At 66.1% G+C, this 17,074-nt stretch carries 20 protein-coding genes; 4 read left to right on the top strand and 16 right to left on the bottom strand.

The genetic code is table 11. The annotated features are described in order from the left end of the window. Positions 1-215: hypothetical protein (locus GJ693_RS16700; protein WP_197041838.1), on the top strand; the 215-nt coding region annotated here is incomplete at its 5' end. On the opposite strand, the gene GJ693_RS00400 is transcribed toward GJ693_RS16700, so the two are convergent. Genes GJ693_RS00400 through GJ693_RS00370 form a run of 7 tightly spaced genes read right to left on the bottom strand, consistent with a single transcriptional unit; the run spans position 205 to position 5,828 of the window. Beyond that, complete coding sequence (locus GJ693_RS00400) at positions 205-963, bottom strand: PGN_0703 family putative restriction endonuclease (RefSeq protein ID WP_156254355.1); 759 nt, start codon at positions 961-963, stop codon at positions 205-207. The genes GJ693_RS16700 and GJ693_RS00400 overlap by 11 nt on opposite strands. Positions 964-1,016: 53 nt before the next feature. Next, positions 1,017-1,439, bottom strand: coding sequence for a DUF2948 family protein (locus GJ693_RS00395; RefSeq protein ID WP_197041837.1), 423 nt, complete (start codon positions 1,437-1,439; stop codon positions 1,017-1,019). Then, complete coding sequence (murA, locus tag GJ693_RS00390; protein WP_156254353.1) at positions 1,432-2,715, bottom strand: UDP-N-acetylglucosamine 1-carboxyvinyltransferase; 1,284 nt, start codon at positions 2,713-2,715, stop codon at positions 1,432-1,434. Before murA ends, GJ693_RS00395 begins: the two co-directional genes overlap by 8 nt. A gap of 9 nt (positions 2,716-2,724) precedes the next feature. Then, on the bottom strand, positions 2,725-3,612 hold the full coding sequence (gene rarD / locus GJ693_RS00385) for an EamA family transporter RarD (RefSeq protein WP_156254352.1): 888 nt from the start codon (positions 3,610-3,612) through the stop codon (positions 2,725-2,727). A gap of 58 nt (positions 3,613-3,670) precedes the next feature. Further along, positions 3,671-4,225 carry a dCTP deaminase gene (dcd, locus tag GJ693_RS00380; RefSeq protein WP_156254351.1) on the bottom strand — a complete coding sequence of 185 codons (555 nt, stop codon included), beginning with the start codon at positions 4,223-4,225 and terminating at the stop codon, positions 3,671-3,673. Beyond that, complete coding sequence (locus tag GJ693_RS00375) at positions 4,225-4,713, bottom strand: UPF0262 family protein (RefSeq protein ID WP_156254350.1); 489 nt, start codon at positions 4,711-4,713, stop codon at positions 4,225-4,227. Before GJ693_RS00375 ends, dcd begins: the two co-directional genes overlap by 1 nt. Then, positions 4,710-5,828: a serine hydrolase domain-containing protein gene (locus GJ693_RS00370; protein WP_156254349.1), complete on the bottom strand. Its 1,119-nt coding sequence runs from the start codon at positions 5,826-5,828 to the stop codon at positions 4,710-4,712. The genes GJ693_RS00375 and GJ693_RS00370 overlap by 4 nt, the downstream gene beginning before the upstream one ends. Before the next feature lie 27 nt (positions 5,829-5,855). Here GJ693_RS00370 and GJ693_RS00365 point away from each other — a divergent pair, with 27 nt between their 5' ends. Next, complete coding sequence (locus tag GJ693_RS00365) at positions 5,856-6,221, top strand: hypothetical protein (protein ID WP_156254348.1); 366 nt, start codon at positions 5,856-5,858, stop codon at positions 6,219-6,221. Here GJ693_RS00365 and GJ693_RS00360 read toward each other — a convergent pair. Then, on the bottom strand, positions 6,218-7,147 hold the full coding sequence (locus tag GJ693_RS00360; protein WP_197041836.1) for a magnesium transporter CorA family protein: 930 nt from the start codon (positions 7,145-7,147) through the stop codon (positions 6,218-6,220). The two genes, GJ693_RS00365 and GJ693_RS00360, sit on opposite strands and share 4 nt — an antisense overlap. 131 nt (positions 7,148-7,278) lie before the next feature. Between GJ693_RS00360 and GJ693_RS00355 the strand changes: the two genes are divergently transcribed. Both GJ693_RS00355 and GJ693_RS00350 read left to right on the top strand, forming a co-directional pair. Further along, positions 7,279-8,139: a cytochrome b/b6 domain-containing protein gene (locus tag GJ693_RS00355; protein WP_156254347.1), complete on the top strand. Its 861-nt coding sequence runs from the start codon at positions 7,279-7,281 to the stop codon at positions 8,137-8,139. After that, positions 8,136-8,909: a molybdopterin-dependent oxidoreductase gene (locus GJ693_RS00350; protein WP_156254346.1), complete on the top strand. Its 774-nt coding sequence runs from the start codon at positions 8,136-8,138 to the stop codon at positions 8,907-8,909. Before GJ693_RS00355 ends, GJ693_RS00350 begins: the two co-directional genes overlap by 4 nt. 5 nt (positions 8,910-8,914) lie before the next feature. Here the strand turns inward: GJ693_RS00350 and GJ693_RS00345 are convergent, their stop codons facing one another. The 8 genes from GJ693_RS00345 to radA all read right to left on the bottom strand — a co-directional run bounded on the left by GJ693_RS00345 (position 8,915) and on the right by radA (position 17,056). Next, positions 8,915-9,598 carry a DUF2306 domain-containing protein gene (locus GJ693_RS00345; protein ID WP_156254345.1) on the bottom strand — a complete coding sequence of 228 codons (684 nt, stop codon included), beginning with the start codon at positions 9,596-9,598 and terminating at the stop codon, positions 8,915-8,917. Between the two features lie 124 nt (positions 9,599-9,722). Next, positions 9,723-10,307 (bottom strand): hypothetical protein, encoded by a 585-nt coding sequence (locus tag GJ693_RS00340; protein ID WP_156254344.1) that lies wholly within the window; start codon positions 10,305-10,307, stop codon positions 9,723-9,725. A 209-nt stretch (positions 10,308-10,516) separates the two neighbouring features. Beyond that, positions 10,517-10,711, bottom strand: a complete 195-nt coding sequence (locus GJ693_RS00335) for a hypothetical protein (RefSeq protein WP_156254343.1) — start codon at positions 10,709-10,711, stop codon at positions 10,517-10,519. A gap of 636 nt (positions 10,712-11,347) precedes the next feature. Beyond that, the gene (locus GJ693_RS00330) at positions 11,348-13,144 is read right to left on the bottom strand and encodes a monovalent cation:proton antiporter-2 (CPA2) family protein (RefSeq protein ID WP_156254342.1); all 1,797 of its coding nucleotides are present in this window, start codon (positions 13,142-13,144) and stop codon (positions 11,348-11,350) included. Next, positions 13,144-13,575 (bottom strand): iron-sulfur cluster assembly scaffold protein, encoded by a 432-nt coding sequence (locus tag GJ693_RS00325; RefSeq protein WP_156254341.1) that lies wholly within the window; start codon positions 13,573-13,575, stop codon positions 13,144-13,146. The genes GJ693_RS00330 and GJ693_RS00325 overlap by 1 nt, the downstream gene beginning before the upstream one ends. Positions 13,576-13,641: 66 nt before the next feature. Beyond that, positions 13,642-14,991, bottom strand: a complete 1,350-nt coding sequence (cysS, locus tag GJ693_RS00320) for a cysteine--tRNA ligase (protein WP_156254340.1) — start codon at positions 14,989-14,991, stop codon at positions 13,642-13,644. Then, the gene (locus GJ693_RS00315) at positions 14,991-15,638 is read right to left on the bottom strand and encodes a CvpA family protein (protein ID WP_156254339.1); all 648 of its coding nucleotides are present in this window, start codon (positions 15,636-15,638) and stop codon (positions 14,991-14,993) included. Before GJ693_RS00315 ends, cysS begins: the two co-directional genes overlap by 1 nt. Positions 15,639-15,676: 38 nt before the next feature. Beyond that, positions 15,677-17,056 (bottom strand): DNA repair protein RadA, encoded by a 1,380-nt coding sequence (gene radA / locus GJ693_RS00310; protein WP_156254338.1) that lies wholly within the window; start codon positions 17,054-17,056, stop codon positions 15,677-15,679. Between the last annotated feature and the right edge of the window lie 18 nt (positions 17,057-17,074).

Below are 17,074 nucleotides of genomic sequence, written 5' to 3'. Positions count from 1 at the left end.
GGCTGGCGATGCGCTGGCAGCCGGGCTGGACCTGGCGGCGCACGCTGGGCCTGATGCTGGCCGCCCACGCCCTGCTGCTGGTGCTCGGCGGAGTGGTGATTGCCTGGCGCGGCGGCGATGTCGGCGCGCTGGCCGTGCTGCTGCCAGGGGCGGGCGTGAAGGCGGCGGTCGCGACTTTGGTGCTGGTGGGGGTGGAGCGGCGCCTCAGGGCTTGAACAAGTCCATGATCGCGGCCCGATGTGCCGTCAGTGCAGGCTCATCTGGCCAGGTTTCCAGCCAGTCCCGATAACTGAAAGCCGCGAAACGAACTGGCCCATTGCCAATCATTTCGGCAAACGCCGCTATCTCCGCCCGATGGGAGCGAATGTCAGACGGATCAATGGGCTTACCGGCCAATTCGGCTGGCTCGGCAAATATGTACGCGAGCACAGGCGACAATGCCTGACGAGCCGCCGTCTGCTCGATCCCCAGACCGTGCTTGATCAGCTGGGCGGCATCCAGAAAGCGAAACTGCCGCGGGTTCCGCTTGAGCGCTTCCAACGCAGAAAACCACGGCGCCATGGTGTTGGGCCACAGGCTGCGACGCTCGAGGTAGGTGTCGGCAAAATGTGCCTGCTTTGAATCGCGAAATGGCTCGAACCGTTTGGACTCGATGCCAACCAGATGCTGCGCCGTCACAATGCCAGAATCGAGCCAAGGATGTCGGCCACCGGCCCATGGAAAGCGCGCCTCGAATTCGACATCGACCGCCATTGCCGGGCCAAGATCACCAAGACCAGGAAAGCGCGGGAGCAACTCGGGCTGTGGCTGGAACCACGCAAAGACATTGACGGCGAGGGCTGACGACGATTGGTCGCTGAAGAACTTGCCGGACTCGAGTTCTTTTCCAGCCGCACCCCTCAACCGGGCAAGGACATAGTCTGCGGGGACACCCGGAAGCAGCCTGCTTGGATCAAATGCCATGAAGGCAAGTCAATCCGGTTCCAGGAATGGAGTCAATTCAGGCGCAAAGCCGACTAATCGTGGCTCGGCACCCGCGTGGTGCCCCACGCCTCGCCCATGTCTTCCAGCACCAGCTCGATCACCTCAACCCGCGCCCGGATCGCGATGCCGGCGGCGCAGGTGATGACCAGCCAGTCGCCATCTATCGTCAGCGAGAGGATCGCGGTGACGGCCTCCGGGTCTGCCGGCCAGCCGGCGCGCTGCACGGCGCTCACGGTTTCCACCCGGAAGGCGCAGCGGATGCGGCTCGGCGCGTCGGCCTCGCGGCGATAGCGATTGATCAGCAGCGCCAGCCGCCGCGCCTTGCGGTCAAAGCCGACATCGGCCAGCCGCAGCGTTGCATCCTGCAGCAGCGCCGAAAAAGTCTCGATATCCCCCGGCTCCTGGCCGAGGAGGGCGAGGCGTCCTGCCCCGGACGCCGATCCGGGGTCAGCCATCCCCGACGCGCTCGATATCCGCGCCCACGGCCTGGAGCTTCTCTTCCAGCCGCTCATAGCCGCGATCGAGGTGATACACCCGGCTCACCGTGGTTTCGCCCTCCGCCGCCAGCCCGGCCAGCACCAGGCTCATCGAAGCGCGCAGGTCGGTCGCCATCACTTCGGCGCCGTTCAGTTTCGGCACGCCGCGCACGATGGCGCTGCGGCCACGCACGGTGATGTCGGCGCCCATGCGCGCCAGTTCCGGCACGTGCATGAAGCGGTTTTCAAAGATGGTCTCGGTCAGCAGCGAGGCGCCGTCGGCAACGGTGAGCATCGCCATGAACTGCGCCTGCATGTCGGTGGCAAAGCCCGGATAGGGCGCGGTCGAAACATTGATGCCACGCATGGTGCCGGTGCGGCTGACCATGATGCCATCGGCGGTCTCGGCGGTCTCGACACCGGCTTCGTGCAGCATGTCGAGCGTCACGCCCAGGTCCTCGGCCGACGCACCGACCAGTTCCACTTCGCCCCCGGCAATGGCTGCGGCGCAGGCATAGCTGCCGGCCTCGATGCGATCGGGCATCACCGCATAGGTGGCGCCGTGCAGTTCCTTCACGCCGGTGATGGTCAGTTTCTCGGTGCCGATGCCCTGAATCTTGGCGCCCATGGCGACCAGGCAGTTGCACAGGTCAACAATCTCCGGCTCGCGCGCGACATTTTCCAGCACCGAAACGCCCTTGGCCAGCACTGCGGCCATCACGGCATTCTCGGTGGCGCCCACCGACACGATCGGGAAGACATATTTGCCACCAGGGAGCCCGCCCTTGGGCGCGGTCGCCTTCACATAGCCCGACGCCAGCTCGATTTCGGCGCCCAGATGCTCCAGCGCCTTCAGGTGGAGGTCGATCGGGCGGTTGCCGATGGCGCAACCGCCGGGCAGCGACACGGTGGCCTGGCCGGCGCGGGCCAGCAGCGGGCCGAGGACGAGGATGGAGGCGCGCATCTTGCGCACGATGTCATAGGGGGCCACCGTCGAGGTGATGCGGTTGGCGCGCACGGTCATCACGCGGCCGAACTCATCCGGGCTGGTGCCTTCGATGGTGGTGGACAGGCCGTGGTTGTTGAGCAGGTGGCCGAACGTGTCGATATCCGCCAACCGCGGCAGGTTCCTGAGGGTCAGCGGCTCGTCGGTGAGTAGCGCGCACGGCATCAGCGTGAGCGCGGCGTTCTTGGCGCCGGAAATCTGGATGCGGCCCTTGAGCGGACGGCCCCCGCGGATGACGATCTTGTCCATGAATCCGCCTTAGCGTGTCGGGGCGACTTGCGCCACTGGCCGCAAGCTCCAGGTGTAGAGCGCCAGCCCGGCCCAGATGCAGCCGAACGCCGCCAGCCGTGACGGCGACAATTCCTCGCCGAACAGGGTAACGGCCTCGATCATCACCAGGGTGGGCGACAGATATTGCAGCAGGCCCAGCGTGGAGAGCGGCAGCACCCGCGCCGCCCGGCCAAACATCAGCAGCGGCGAGGCGGTGACCACGCCGCTGGCGGCCAGCACGGCCAGCTGCCAGCCGGGCAGATCAGCCAGGCTGTAGGGCCGGGTCGCCAGCCAGCCCAGCGCCAGCGGGGCGAGCAGCAGCGTTTCGACAAACAGGCCGGACAGACCGTCGACCGCTGCCTTCTTGCGGAACAGACCATAGAGGCCGAACGACAGCGCCAGGGTGAGGCTGATCCACGGCAGGCGGCCAAGGGCGATGGTCTGCACTGCCACGCCCAGCGCGGCGAGCGCGACCGCCGCCCATTGCAGCTTGCCCAGCCGTTCGCCGAGCAGCGCCACGCCGAACACGACATTGATCAGCGGGTTGATGAAATAGCCCAGCGAGGTGTCGAGCGCATGGCCATTCAGGATCGCCCAGGTATAGACCAGCCAGTTGACACCGATGGCCACGGCCGAGGCGAACAGCAGCAGCAAGGTGCGCCGATTGGCCATGATTTCCGGCACCCGCCGCCACGTGCCAGTGGCGGCAATCACCAGGCTGAGCACCAGCAGCGACCAGGCAATGCGGTGGCCCAGCACATCACCCGCCGGCACACCCTGCACCAGCCGCAGATAGAGCGGCATCAGCCCCCAGATCACATAGGCGCCAAAGCCCGCGATCAGGCCGTCGCGATAAGAAGGCTGAGGCGAGGTCATGCTCCGGCGTTAGACCGGCGCAGGCGACTGCACCACCCCCGTTGCGAACATGGCAGACCTACAATTTCGGCAGGGTCACGCCGCGCTGGCCCATGTACTTGCCGGCGCGATCGGCATAACTCACCTCGCACGGCTCGTTACCCTTCAGGAACAGGAACTGGCAGGCGCCTTCATTGGCATAGATGCGCGCCGGGAGCGGCGTGGTGTTGCTGAATTCCAGGGTGACATGCCCTTCCCAGCCCGGCTCCAGCGGGGTCACGTTCACGATGATGCCGCAGCGGGCATAAGTGGATTTGCCCAGGCAGATCACCAGCACGTCGCGCGGGATGCGGAAATATTCGACCGTGCGGGCCAGCGCGAAACTGTTGGGCGGAATCACGCAGACATCGGTCTTGCGGTCGACGAAGCTTTCGGAGCGGAAATCCTTGGGATCGACAATGGCGCTGTCGACATTGGTGAAGATCTTGAACTCGTCGGCCACGCGCGCGTCATAGCCATAGCTCGACAGGCCATAGCTGATGCACCCCCCGCGCGTCTGGCGCTCGACGAACGGCTCGATCATGCCCTCGTTGAGGGCGGTTTCGCGAATCCAGCGGTCAGACAAGACGGACATCAGTGGCCTTTGATGTGGAGGACGCAGATCAGGGTGAACAGGCGGCGCGCCGTGTCGAAATCGACGATGGCGCGGGGTTCCAGCCGCTCCTTCAGCAGCTCGGCGGCATCGTTGTGGATGCCGCGCCGCGCCATGTCGATGGTTTCGATCTGGCCGGGGCTGGCCTGGCGGATGGCCTGGTAATAGCTGTCGCAGATGGCGAAATATTCGCGGATGGTGCGACGGAACGGGCTGAGCGCGATCTGGAAGGCATCGACCTGGATGTCGTCACCATTGCTCACCGTCACGTCGAGCCGGCCATCCTCCACACCCAGCAGCAGCTTGTACGGCCCGTGATGGCCCGCGTCGGCCGCGGCGATCGGCTTGAATTCATTGCCTTCCAACAGGTCGAAGATGGCGACGCGGCGCTCCTGCTCGATATCGGCGTTGCGCCACAGGATGGTGCGCTCGTCCAGCTTGATGTCGATCAGCCGGTAATCCGTGGTCATTTCACCACCGCCGGAAAGCCATTCACCAATTTCGCCAGGCCATCGCGCACCGGTTGCAGCGCATCGTCCTGGGTCTTGCCCAGCCGCACCACCACCAGATGCTTCGACGGCACCACGATCACATACTGCCCCAGATGGCCGATGGCGGCATAGGCATCGGCCGGCCCGGCGTGCCAGAACAGCGCTTCATCCTTGCCGTTGGCCGGCTTGCGGTTGAGCCAGAACTGCCCACCGTAACCCGGATTGGTTGGCGACGGGCTGGTCACGAAGCGCACCCAGTCCGGCCGCACGACCTGCACGCCGGCCACCACGCCGCCATCCAGATACAGCTGCCCGAATGCCGCCCAATCGCGTGCCGTCGCAAAGCACAGCGAGCCGCCATAGAGATTGCCCTGCGGATCAAACTCGCACAGCAGGCTGGCCATCCCCGCCGGCCCGGCCAGCCGGTCATTGATGAAGGCGCGCACCTTGCGGCGGCGCTCGGCCGGCGTTGCCCCCGGCGCCACCGCATCGCTCACGATCCGCGCCAATATGTGCGTCGTCAGCGTGTTGTACTGGAAGCGCGTGCCCGGCGGCACCTCGGCCGGTTCGGCCACCGCCGCCTTGTAGATATCCGCCGACGTATCGGCGAACAGCGCCCGGTTGGTGTCGGCAATCTCCGGCGACGGCCCGGCTTCGATATGCTTCACGCCCGACGCCATGTGCAGCAACTGGCGCAGCGTGATCTTCGCCCGCGCATCGCCCTTCCATTCCGGCACCGGCGCCGGCGTGTCCAGCTCCAGCTTGCCATCGGCCACCAGGAAACCAATCAGCGTCGAGGTAAGGGATTTCGCCATCGACCAGCTGATCAGCCGCGTGCCAGGGCCATAGCCGGGGGCATAGCGTTCATAGATCGGCTTGCCGTCCTTCAGCACGATCACCGCCCTTGTTTCCTTCAGCGCCGGATCGGTGAAGAAGGCATCGGCGGCGGGCAGGGCCGAGGCCGGCGCCGTGGCCGGAATCGCTGCGGGCGGGCGCTCCACAGCAGCACTTGACGCCTGGGCAAGCGTCGCCCTCGCCGCCCCGCAGGCGAGCAACAGGCTTGCGAGCGCCCGGCTCTTGTCGCACCTTGTCATGAATTTCACGCTAAAGGCCCTGCCCCCATGCTGGCAAGTGACACATCTGCCCCCCAACCGCCACCCGTCGCGCCCTCCCGCCGCCGCTGGCTGATCTGGGCGCCGGTGCTGCTGGCCTGCCTTGCCGCCGGGGCCTGGCTCGGCCTCAGATATTCCACCACCGGACGACAGGCGGCGCTGGCGTCGGGCTATATCGCCCAGGTCACCTGCAGCTGCCGCTTTGTCAGCGGCCGCGACATGGCGAGCTGCGACACCGATCGCGAGCCGGGCACCGAGGTGGTGAAGGTGGAGGAAGACAGCGCCAACCGCACCATCACCGCCGGCGTGCCGCTGCTCGCCAGCCGCATCTCGCGCTTTGATCCCGAATATGGCTGCACGCTGGACCCGCCTTAAAGCCACCCTCTCCAGCGGAAGATCGCATAAGGCAGCACGGCGGCGGCCAGCATGATGGCCAGCGCCATCGGATAGCCGAATTCCCAGCCCAGTTCCGGCATATGGACGAAGTTCATGCCGTAGATCCCGGCCACCAGCGTGGGCGGCAGGAACACGATGCTGGCGACCGAGAAGATCTTGAAGATGGCATTCTGCTCGATCGAGATCAGGCCCAGCGTCGCATCCAGCAGGAAGGTGAGATTGCTGCCGATGAAGCTGGCCTGGTCGGCCAGGCTGGCCAGATCGCGCACCTGCGTCTTGATCTGCGCCGACAGCCCCGCATCCTTTGGCGCCGCAAACTGCAGGAACGACAGCGCACGGGTGAGCGACACGACGGATTCGCGTGCCTTGCTCAGCCCGTCCTGCGCCGCGCCCAGCCGGGTGAGCAGCGCCTGCAGGGCCAGGTTCGATCGCCGCTGTTGCCGGCCCTTGGCCTCAGCCCGGCGAAAGGCGGCGCGGCTGATCTGGTCCACCTCGCGGCCGACATGCTCCAGCCCGTCGGCCAGCCGATCGACGATGGCATCGATCAGCCCCATCAGCGCCAGCGGCGCGCTGCTGCACTGGCCCGGCGTGCGCATCAACTGGGCGGCATAGCGATCAAAGCTGCGGATCTCGGCATAGCGCACGGTGACGAGATGGTTGCGGCCGAGCACGAAGCTGACCGGCACGGTTTCCGGCGTTTCAGTGATCAGCCCGGTGGCCAGCGTCGCCGTCATCACGATGGCGCCATTGTCGACATAGAGCCGACTGGAAGTCTCGATCTCCGCCATTTCATCGGCGGTCGGCACGCCAAAGCCCAACGCCGTCTCGACCTGGCGCTCCTCCTCCGGCGTCGGGTTGAACAGGTCGATCCACACCGCGTCCTCCGGCAGGGTATCGCCGGCCATGACAAGATGGTGGCCCGTGGCAGAGAAAATCCGCAGCATCGCCGGCATCATGGCCAAATAATATTTTTATGCCACCCCTCTCGCCTGGTGTAACCTCGGCCACGCCTCACGCGAACAGCTTCGGTCAAGCCATGTCATCGATCGCCCCTTCCGCCCCGCTGGCGCCACCGGCGCCCCGGCCGCGCATCGTGCTGCGCCACCACTGGCTGGTGCGCCTTACCCACTGGCTGAACGCGCTGGCCATTATCACCCTGCTGATGACCGGGCTCAACATCTTCGGCGCCCACCCGCGGCTCTATTGGGGCAATGCCGGTTCGGTGGACCAGCGCGAGCGGGTCTGGCTGGAGATCGGCGCATCACCGCCGTGGCGCCAGCCCAGCGGCTGGCTTGATGTGAATGGCACCCGCATCCCCACCACCGGCCTCCTCGGCGTCTCGAAAACGCCGTCCGGCGGCACCAACGTCGTCGCCTTCCCCCACTGGGCCACGCTGCCGGCGATGCGCGACCTCGCCACGGCGCGGACCTGGCATTTCTTCGCCGCTTGGGCACTGATCCTCAATGGCCTGGCCTGGCTGCTCTACGGCCTGCTCTCCGGCCGGCTGTGGCGCGAGATCCTGCCCAGCGCCCGGCAATTGGCACCGGGCCATCTGTGGCACGACATTGTCGAGCACGCCAGATTGCGCTTCCCCAAGGGCGAGGCCGCGCTGTCCTACGAAGTGCTGCAGCGCCTCGCCTATGCCGGCGTCACCCTCGTCCTCATCCCCACCGTCATCCTCACCGGCCTCGCCATGTCGCCGGGCATGGACGCCGCCTGGCCGTGGCTCGATCAATTGTGGGGCGGCCGCCAATCGGCCCGTTCGGTGCATTTCCTCGCCATGGCCGGCATCGCCGGCTTCCTGATCCTGCACCTCGTGCTCGTCATCCTCTCCGGCCCGATCCGCCAGATCGGCGCGATGATCACCGGGCGCATGACCGTCGGAGGTGACAAATGATCCTCGCGCGCCGCCAGCTGCTCACCGCCGTGCCCGCCGGCCTGATGCTCACCGGCTGCGACGCGCTCACCCGCAATTCGACGGCCAAGGCGGTGGTGGAATCCGGCGAACAGGCGACCTACCGCTGGCAACGCCTCGCCGGCCGCGACGGCCTGGCCCGCGAGTTTTCCGCGGCCGACATCTCGCCCAATTTCAAGGTCAACGGCACCCACGAACCCACCAACCCGGAATGGCAGCGACTTGCCGCCGGCAAGTTCACCGATTGGCGGCTGAAGGTGACCGGCCTGGTCCAGCGCGAACTGTCCCTCAGCCTCCCCCAGCTGCGCGCGCTGCCGCAACGCACCCAGATCACCCGCCACGACTGCGTGGAAGGCTGGAGCGCCATCGGCCAATGGACCGGGCCGCAACTGGCGCACATCCTGAAAGCCTCCGGCCTGCGCGACGGCGCCCGCTACATCGTCTTCCTGTGCGCCGATGATTATGGCGGCGAACCCGCCAAGGGCGGCCTGCAATCGAAAAGCCGCTATTACGAGAGCATCGACCTGGTCGACGCCGTCCACCCGCAGACCATCTTGGCCCACAGCCTCAACGGCCAACCCCTCTCCACCGGCAACGGCGCCCCAGTGCGCCTGCGCGTCGAACGCCAACTGGGCTACAAGCAGGCCAAATATCTGATGCAGATCGTTGTCGCCGACAGCCTGGCGCCGTTCGGCGGCGGCAAGGGCGGTTACTGGCCCGATCGCGGCTACGAATGGTTCGCCGGCACCTGACCGGTTCAGCCGGCCTTGCGGGCGCCGATCTTGCGCGCCGCGGCAGCACCGGCGCGGACATCACTGCTCCATGACAGCCAGGCCTCGCACAGCAGCAGCGGGGCAAACACACAGGTGAACTCCACCATCGTGCGCACGCTGGGCTCCCGTCCGGCGGCGCCAGCCAGCAGATAGCCGATGCGCACGATCACGAACACATTCATCGCGACGAAACTGCGGATCATGAAAGCGCGATGCGCGGCGAAACTGCGCTGCCGGATGAAGATGAAGGCCACCAGCGTCGTGGCGAACCAATAGACCGCCAGCGACCCCAGCGCCGGCCGACAGGTCACACAGTCACTGTTCAACGCCAGCATGGCCGCCGCCGGCGCGCCCACCAGGCAGCCAATCACATATATGCGCCCGCTGACCCGGTGCACCACCGGCCATTGCCGCCGGATGCGCGCCGAAAACTGCAGCAAGCCCGCCAATATGCCGAGCCCGGCGCCCACGAGATGCGGGACCAGGTAAAAGCGTGTTCGCGGAAAATCATTGTAAGCCGCCGAGCTGAAATCAGCATATTGCGGCACGTCCCGCAGCACGAAATAGCCGATGGCACCGGTCAGGACGGTCCATGCCACCACTTCCAAGCGCGCCCTGATCGCCGCTGCCATGATTTCCCCCACCCAGACCGTGAAACCATAACGCATCGGCGCAACCTGCGGAAGCGCGCCGGGCGGGGCCGCCAAGTTCTGGCTTGATGCGGATATTGGCCTGATCGTGCCTAAGGTTGGTTTGCAGGGCTGTCAGGCTGAGCGGGCGCGGCGAGTTCTTTCAGGTACGATCCTGCCGCCACTTGCGAACGGTCTGTACGACAGCCACCAGCATCATCAGCCCGGCAAAACACAGCCAGAAGCGGCCCCCGCCGACGAATCCACCATGCTTTTCCCATGCAATCCACACGAAGTACAAACTACAACCGGCAACGCCGGCAAGTTGCCCATAACTGATCTTGTCCAAAGCCAAGCGCCTCGCTTGGTCTTTCGTCAGTGCGGCGCCTGCCGTGGCACGATGGCGCAATTCGCGGTGCGGCGCGTTCCATGCCAGCCAGAAGAACCAGAAATATGGCACCGTAACCAGCCCGATGATCACATAGATACCCATCTCGAAGTCCAGGGTTTCGTCGTTCATGGAAATGCTGATCAAGATCGTAGTCAACAGCAACAGGCCTAGCGAAGTCGCCCAGAAACTGATGCGCGCCTGACGACGAAAGGTTGCAACAAAATCGTCACGCTCCCTATTGGTCACTCTGACCGGAGCAGCCGTCAACTGCCTTCTGTAGAGATAATCGTTTCCATCTGGTAGAAACTGTTCTGCAAACAGACTCGTCATATGCTCGATCGGTTGGTCGAAGATCATGGCCTTGTTCTATAATTGACAGGCAGGTGTTGGCAACGGGGCGGAGCCATAAGCAAGCGGAACCCCGGATCAAGTCCGGGGTGACGGCGAGAGATGGCAGGGGAGAAGTCAGCTCCAAACACATGGGTGCAGGGTCCACGACCCTGCCCGCCGGAGGCAATCTCTTGGGCACGCTTTCATGGATGAGCCAGATCACAGCCGCGACAAACTCAGTAGTGCAGTCGCTGCAGGCCCCCTCGTTCTGGCGCCAGCGCCTTCGCTGCGGCGGCAACTTTTGCGGCATTGCCGTTTAAGAACTCCTCACAGTGGCGCAGATCATCAAGCAGTCGGCGAAATCCGCCCAGCAGATCGCCATCGTCGAATCCGGGCCACTGCGCCAGAGCCTCCCGGCCCAGCACGCGCATGTGGGCGCGGTGTGTGTGAACTCGACTGAGCCGACCTGATACAAGACGACACCGAGTTTCTCGTTACGCGCCCAGAGTCGGATGCCAAGATCATCGCGGCGAAAAGCGCCCCAGGCAAACAGGCCGCCACTGCCTTGCAGTGACGGCTGTTCAATGTTGAACGCGAAGCCCAGTGGTTCGAGACAAGCACCAAGCACCGGAGCGCCCATCATTAGAAAATCATCGGGTTCCATCATCAATTCACGGTCAACCAGCTAGTATCAGCCCCGCTGTTGAGCGAGACATTCATAATAGCGGACTTGGGGTTCACCGTGCAACCAACGCGCCCCTAAACAAACGGGTGCAGGGTCTGCAACCCTGCCCGCCGGAGGCTCCTTCCTCCTGTCCTACACACGCCGGCCGCACTACACTGCATGGTAGGAACAGAGGGCTTGCCTTCAGCCGGGAACAGCCTCGCGCGCACGAGGACGAGTTGTAAGCTTTGTCACCTGGAGGCCCCGCCACGGCCTGCTTCAGGCCCTGTGAGTTCCGGCGGAATTGCTGCGGGCGGCGAAAAAGCCTGAATCCCACACGAAACGTCAAGAGTGTCAAAATTGAAGGTGCATGTGAAACGCCGGTCTTGTCAGCCTTAACCCTTCACGCCGGCGGGATTTCGCCCAGGGAGGCGGGGTCGAGCGTGTTGAAGTCGAGGGCGCCGCGGATGATGGTGTCGGCGCCGGTCATCATGTCGCCGGACAGGATTTGCAGGTCGAGCCGTTCGATGTCGCGGCGGCGATATTCGGCTTCGATGGCGTCGATGATGGTGACGGGGGTGCCGAGCGTTTCGAGCACGTCGCGGCCCATGGCGACGGCGCTTTCCAGCGTTTCGCGGGTGACATGGTCCAGCCCGGCCTGGCGCAGGGCGATGGCGTGGGTGCGATCATAGGCGCGGGCGATGATTGGCAAATCGGGCCATTCGGCCTTGATCGGTTCGACCACCAGTTTCGGGTCCCACTGGCCATCGATGGCAAAGACGAGGGCGCTGGCCCGATCAATGCCGGCGGTGCGCAAGATGTCGAGGCGGGTGCCGTCGCCCCAGAACACCTGGTTGCCGAAGCGGGCGGTAACGTCGATCAGTTCGGCATCAAGATCGATGGCGGTGATGGGTTGTCCGCGGGCCCGCAGCATCTGGGCGATGACCTGGCCAACCCGTCCAGAACCGACGAGGACGACATGGCCGATACGGCCCTCGCCGTCAGCGGTTTCCGGCCCGTCTCGGCTGCCCAGGTCTTCGGGGCGTTCGATATAGCGGGCGGTGAGGCGGAACAGCAGCGGGGTGAGCGCCATGGAGCAGGTGACAACAGCGCCGAACAGTTGCGCGGCCGAATGGCTGATGAGCAGGCCGCGCTCGGCCTCGCTGAACAGCACGAAGCCGAACTCGCCGCCCTGGGCGAGCAGCAGGCCCATCTCGACGGCGCGGCGCCAATCGGTGCCAAAGCGGCGGGCGAGCACGGCGATCACCGCCGTCTTCACTGCCATCACGCCGATGACGAGGCCGATCAGCAGGCCCCAGTTGGCGGCAACGACCGACAGATCGAGGCTCATGCCGATGGCGATGAAGAACAGGCCGAGCATGAGGCCGCGGAACGGCTCGATGTCGGTTTCCAGCGCGTGGCGATAGGGAGATTCGGCCAGCATGACGCCGGCGACGAACGCGCCCAGCGCCATGGACAGGCCCAGCGACGCCATCAAGAGCGCGCTGCCCAGCACGGACAGCAGCGCGGCGGCGACAAAGGCTTCGCGGGCGCCGAGGCTGCCGATCATCCGGAAAGCGCGCGGCAGCACGAAGCGGCCGACGGCGACCAGGAAGGCGAGCGCCGCCAGCGTCTTGGCGGCCATCAACCAACCGGGCTCGGGATTGGCGACCGGGGCGCGGGAGAGCGCCGCGACGATGGTGAGCAGCGGCACGATCGCCAGATCCTGGAACAGCAGCATGGCAAAGCTGCGTTCGCCGAACGGCGTGGCAGCCATCTGGCGTTCGGCCAGCAACTGCATGACCAGCGCCGTGGAGGACAGGCCGAGCGGCAGGCCGACGACCAGCGCCGCCTGCCAGGTGAGGCTGGTCATCACCAGCAGCAAGCCGGTGAGCGCGAGGCCACACAGCAGCACCTGCAACAGCCCGAGGCCGAAGATATCCCGCCTGAGCGCCCACAGCCGCGATGGCTGGAGCTCAAGGCCGATCACGAACAGCAGCAGCACGATGCCGAACTCGGCGAACTGCAGCGTCTGTTCGGCATTCCCGACCAGGCCGAGCACCGCCGGGCCGATCAGGATGCCGGCAGCGAGATAACCCAGCACCGCCCCCAGCTTGAAGCGGACGAACAATGGCACCAGCACGACCGCAGCGGCGAGATACACCACCACGTCACGCAGCAGGGTGGCGCCATGCTCCATCAGGCGGCCCGCTGCCCGGCTTCGGCAAGCGCGGCCAGCACCGCATCAAGGGCGAGCAGGATCGACGGGTGACGGGCGCGGTGGGCGCGGGCTGGCGCGAACATCGCCCAGCCTTCGGGCGCGCTCTCGGCCCGGCCGGCCAGGAAATCGGCCAGTTGGGTGCGCGTGGCAGCCAGCGCGGCGACGTCGAGGCCGATGGCGCGCTCCAGCACCACGGTGGCGCTGGCCTGGCCCAGCGTGCAGGCCTTGGTGGCATCGAGGCCGACGGCCGCAACACGGCCATTGGGGTCCAGCGCCACATCGGCGATGATCTTGCTGCCGCACACCGGGGAGACGCGTGTGGCACTGCCATCGGCGGCCGCCAGCCGGTGCGCCGTCTCGCCCGCCAGCTTAAGGCGCAGAATCGCCGCGTTGTAGAGGGCTTCGGACATCAATTCACTCTAGCCGGCCAGCCATGGTGCTGGATAGGCGGGAAAATGCCCCGGTGCCGGGCGCGTTCAGGACCGGCGCCAGATAGTGCCGCCCGGCCCGTCTTCCAGGGTCACGCCCTCGGCCGCAAGGGCATCGCGGATGCGATCGGATTCGGCCCAGTTCTTTGCCTTGCGGGCGGCCATACGCTCGGCCACCAGCGCCTCGATGCGGACAGCGTCGGGATCGTCGGCCGGTCCGCGCTGGTCCTGCGCATGGCGGCTGCGCTCCGGGCCCAGCGAGGGCAGACCCAGGAACGCAAGCGCGCCCAGCAGCGCCTCGCGGTCCTGCTCGATCCCGGCGATGGCCGCCAGCGCCGCTGGCGTGTTGAGATCGTCAGCCAACGCCTCCACCACCGCGGGCGGTGGTGGCGGGCGGACGCCCTTCGGCACGTCGCCCAGCTTCCTGAGCCACTTGTCGAGCCGGCCGCGCATCTGGCCGAGCAAGGCTTCGTCCCACAGCAAGGGTTGGCGATACTGGGCGGACAACAGGCCCAGGCGCAGCTCGTCGCCGGTCCAGCCGGCCTCCACCAGCTCGCCGACGCTGAGCACATTGCCAAGCGACTTGGACATCTTCTCCCCGCCGCCAAAGCTCAGGAAGCCATTGTGCATCCAGATGTTGGCCAGTGGCGCGCCATCATGGGCGCAGGCGCTTTGGGCGCACTCATTCTCGTGGTGCGGGAAGGTCAGATCGATGCCGCCACCGTGAATATCGATGGTGGTGCCCAGGCTTTCGGCGATCATCGCCGAGCATTCGATATGCCAGCCCGGCCGGCCGCGGCCCCATGGCGACGGCCAGCCGGCCTGTTCCCGGCTGGACGGTTTCCACAGCACGAAATCGGCCGGATGCTTCTTGTAGGGCGCGACCTCGACACGGGCGCCAGCGATCATCTCGTCGAGCGGGCGACGCGAGAGCTGGCCGTAACCGGCAAAGCTGGCGACATCGAACAGCACATGGCCCTCGGCGGCATAGGCGTGGCCCTTGGCGATCAACAGCTCGATCATCGCCACCATCGCCGGGATGCTGGTGGTGGCGTGCGGGTGCAGATCGGGGCGCTCGACGCCAAGCGTCGCCGCATCTTCGAGATAAAGCGTCTCATACCGATCGGTGATCACGTCGATGCCCACGCCCTCGGCGCGCGCCTTGTCCATGATCTTGTCGTCGATATCGGTGATGTTGCGGGCGTAGATGACCTTGTCTGGCCCATAGACGTGGCGCAGCAGGCGCTGCAGCACATCGAACACCACGGCGGGGCGGAAATTGCCGATATGCGCCCGGCCATAGACGGTGGGGCCGCAGACATACATCGTAACCCGATCCGGATTGGCGGGCACGAAATCCTGTTTGGCGCGGATGGCCGTGTTGTAGAGGCGGATCATCAGATCGCCGTTCCCGGTGCGGTCTGTTCCTGCTCGTCGAGGAGCTTGTCGAGCGAACTGCGATCCTTGTCGCCATACCCGGCGCCATCGGCCGGCGGCGCATGCGGATCATGAGGCGGGCCGAGCAGTGGCTGCTGCTGTTTCCAGGCATCGCCGACGTAGGAGACCATGGCGCTTGCCACCAGCGCCAGCGTCGGCGTGGTCTTGGCCTTGGCCAGCCAGTCGGGCCGCTTGTCGTCGCCGGGAACGATCTTCAGGCCAAGTGTGATGACCAGGAAGATCAGGCTGGCCGCCAGGAAGCCCTTGACCAGCCCGAAGCCGAGGCCGAGCAGGCGATCGACCGGGCCGATGCCGCTGTCCTTGGCGGCGCTCGACAGGAAGCTGCCAATCAGCTTGACCAGCAGCACGGCGAGCAGGAATGGGCCGATCACGGCCGCGACGGCCGCCATCACCTCGCTGCCGCTGGCGGTTTCGAAAATGGCCCGGGCCGGCGTGTAGAACAGGCGCACTGCGACAAAGCCCGCCACCCAGCCGGCCAGGCTGGCGACTTCGGCGATGAAGCCGCGCATCAGGCCCAGTACGGCCGTGGCGCCGACGATCAGCACCACGATCCAGTCAAAGCCGGCAAGCTGCGTTACAGTGTCCATACAGCAGCGCCTAACCGATTTGGGAGCGCGGAAAAAGCCTATTCAGGCCGGCCAAGATGATCGACCAGGCCGTTCATGGTGCGAAACCCGCTGACCAGCATCGGGCCGCCGCCCGTGGTGCCATCCGGCACGAAGGCACGGCCAAAGCCCAGCTTCGCCGCCTCCTTCAGGCGCAGGCTGGCCAGCCCGGCGGCGCGCAGTTCGCCCGACAGCGCCACCTCGCCGAAGGCCACGGCATCGGCCGGCAAGGGTCGGTCAGTCAACGCCGAGACCAAGGCACAGGCCACCGCCAGATCCGCCGCCGGATCGGCAATCCTGAGGCCGCCAGCGACATTGAGATAGACTTCGTGCCCGCCGAACGCCAAACCGCAGCGCGCTTCCAGCACCGCGAGCAGCATCGCCAGCCGGCCCGAATCCCAGCCGACCACGGCCCGTCGCGGCGTGGCGCCGGATGGCACCCGCACCACCAATGCCTGGATCTCGCACAGCACCGGCCGTGTGCCCTCCAGTGCCGGGAACACGACGGCGCCGGTGACGCTGGCGCCTTCGGCCCGGCTGGTGAGGAACAGGCTCGACGGGTTGGCGACCTCCTCCAACCCGTCAGCACCCATGGCAAACACACCGATCTCGTCGGTGCCGCCAAATCGGTTCTTGACGGCGCGCAGGATGCGATACTGGTGGCTGCGTTCGCCCTCGAAATAGAGCACGGTATCGACCATGTGCTCCAGCACGCGCGGCCCGGCCAACTGGCCATCCTTGGTGACATGCCCGACCAGGATCAGCGCCGCACCCGACAATTTGGCATAGCGGATCAGTTCCTGCGCCGATGCCCGCACCTGGGACACCGTGCCCGGCGCCCCTTCCAGCGTGTCGCTATGCATGGTCTGGATGCTGTCGATCACCAGCAGGCCCGGCGGCTTCGGCAGCCCGGTCAGTGTCGTCAATATGTCGCGCACGTTGGTTTCGGCCGCCAGTGCGACGTCGGCCTTGGCCAATCCCAGCCGCCGCGCCCGCAACCGCACCTGGTCCGCCGCCTCCTCACCCGAGACATAGGCGACGCTGGCGCCCGTGCGGGCCATCTTTCCCGCCGCCTGCAGCAGCAAGGTGGACTTACCGATGCCCGGATCGCCGCCAATCAGCGTCACCGAACCCGGCACCAGCCCGCCGCCCAGCGCCCGGTCCAGTTCGGCAATGCCCGTGCTCAATCGTGGTGGCAACGCCACATCGTCGGCCAGGCTCTCCAGCGCGATGCGCCGCCCGCCGCCCTGCAGCGACTGCTTGGCGGCAAAGGGTGTGAACACCGGGGCGGCTTCCTCCACCAGCGTGTTCCACTCCTTGCAGTCGGCACATTGCCCCGCCCAGCGCGGCGCCACCGCCCCGCAGGCCTGGCACACATAGCGCGTCTTGCCCTTTGCCATCACTTCCATTCCAGAACA

Source organism: Sandarakinorhabdus oryzae (assembly GCF_009733735.1).
In the GTDB taxonomy this organism is placed as follows: domain Bacteria; phylum Pseudomonadota; class Alphaproteobacteria; order Sphingomonadales; family Sphingomonadaceae; genus Sandarakinorhabdus; species Sandarakinorhabdus oryzae.
Note: the sequence above shows the minus strand (reverse complement) of the source record. Positions and strands in the feature narration are given on the sequence as shown.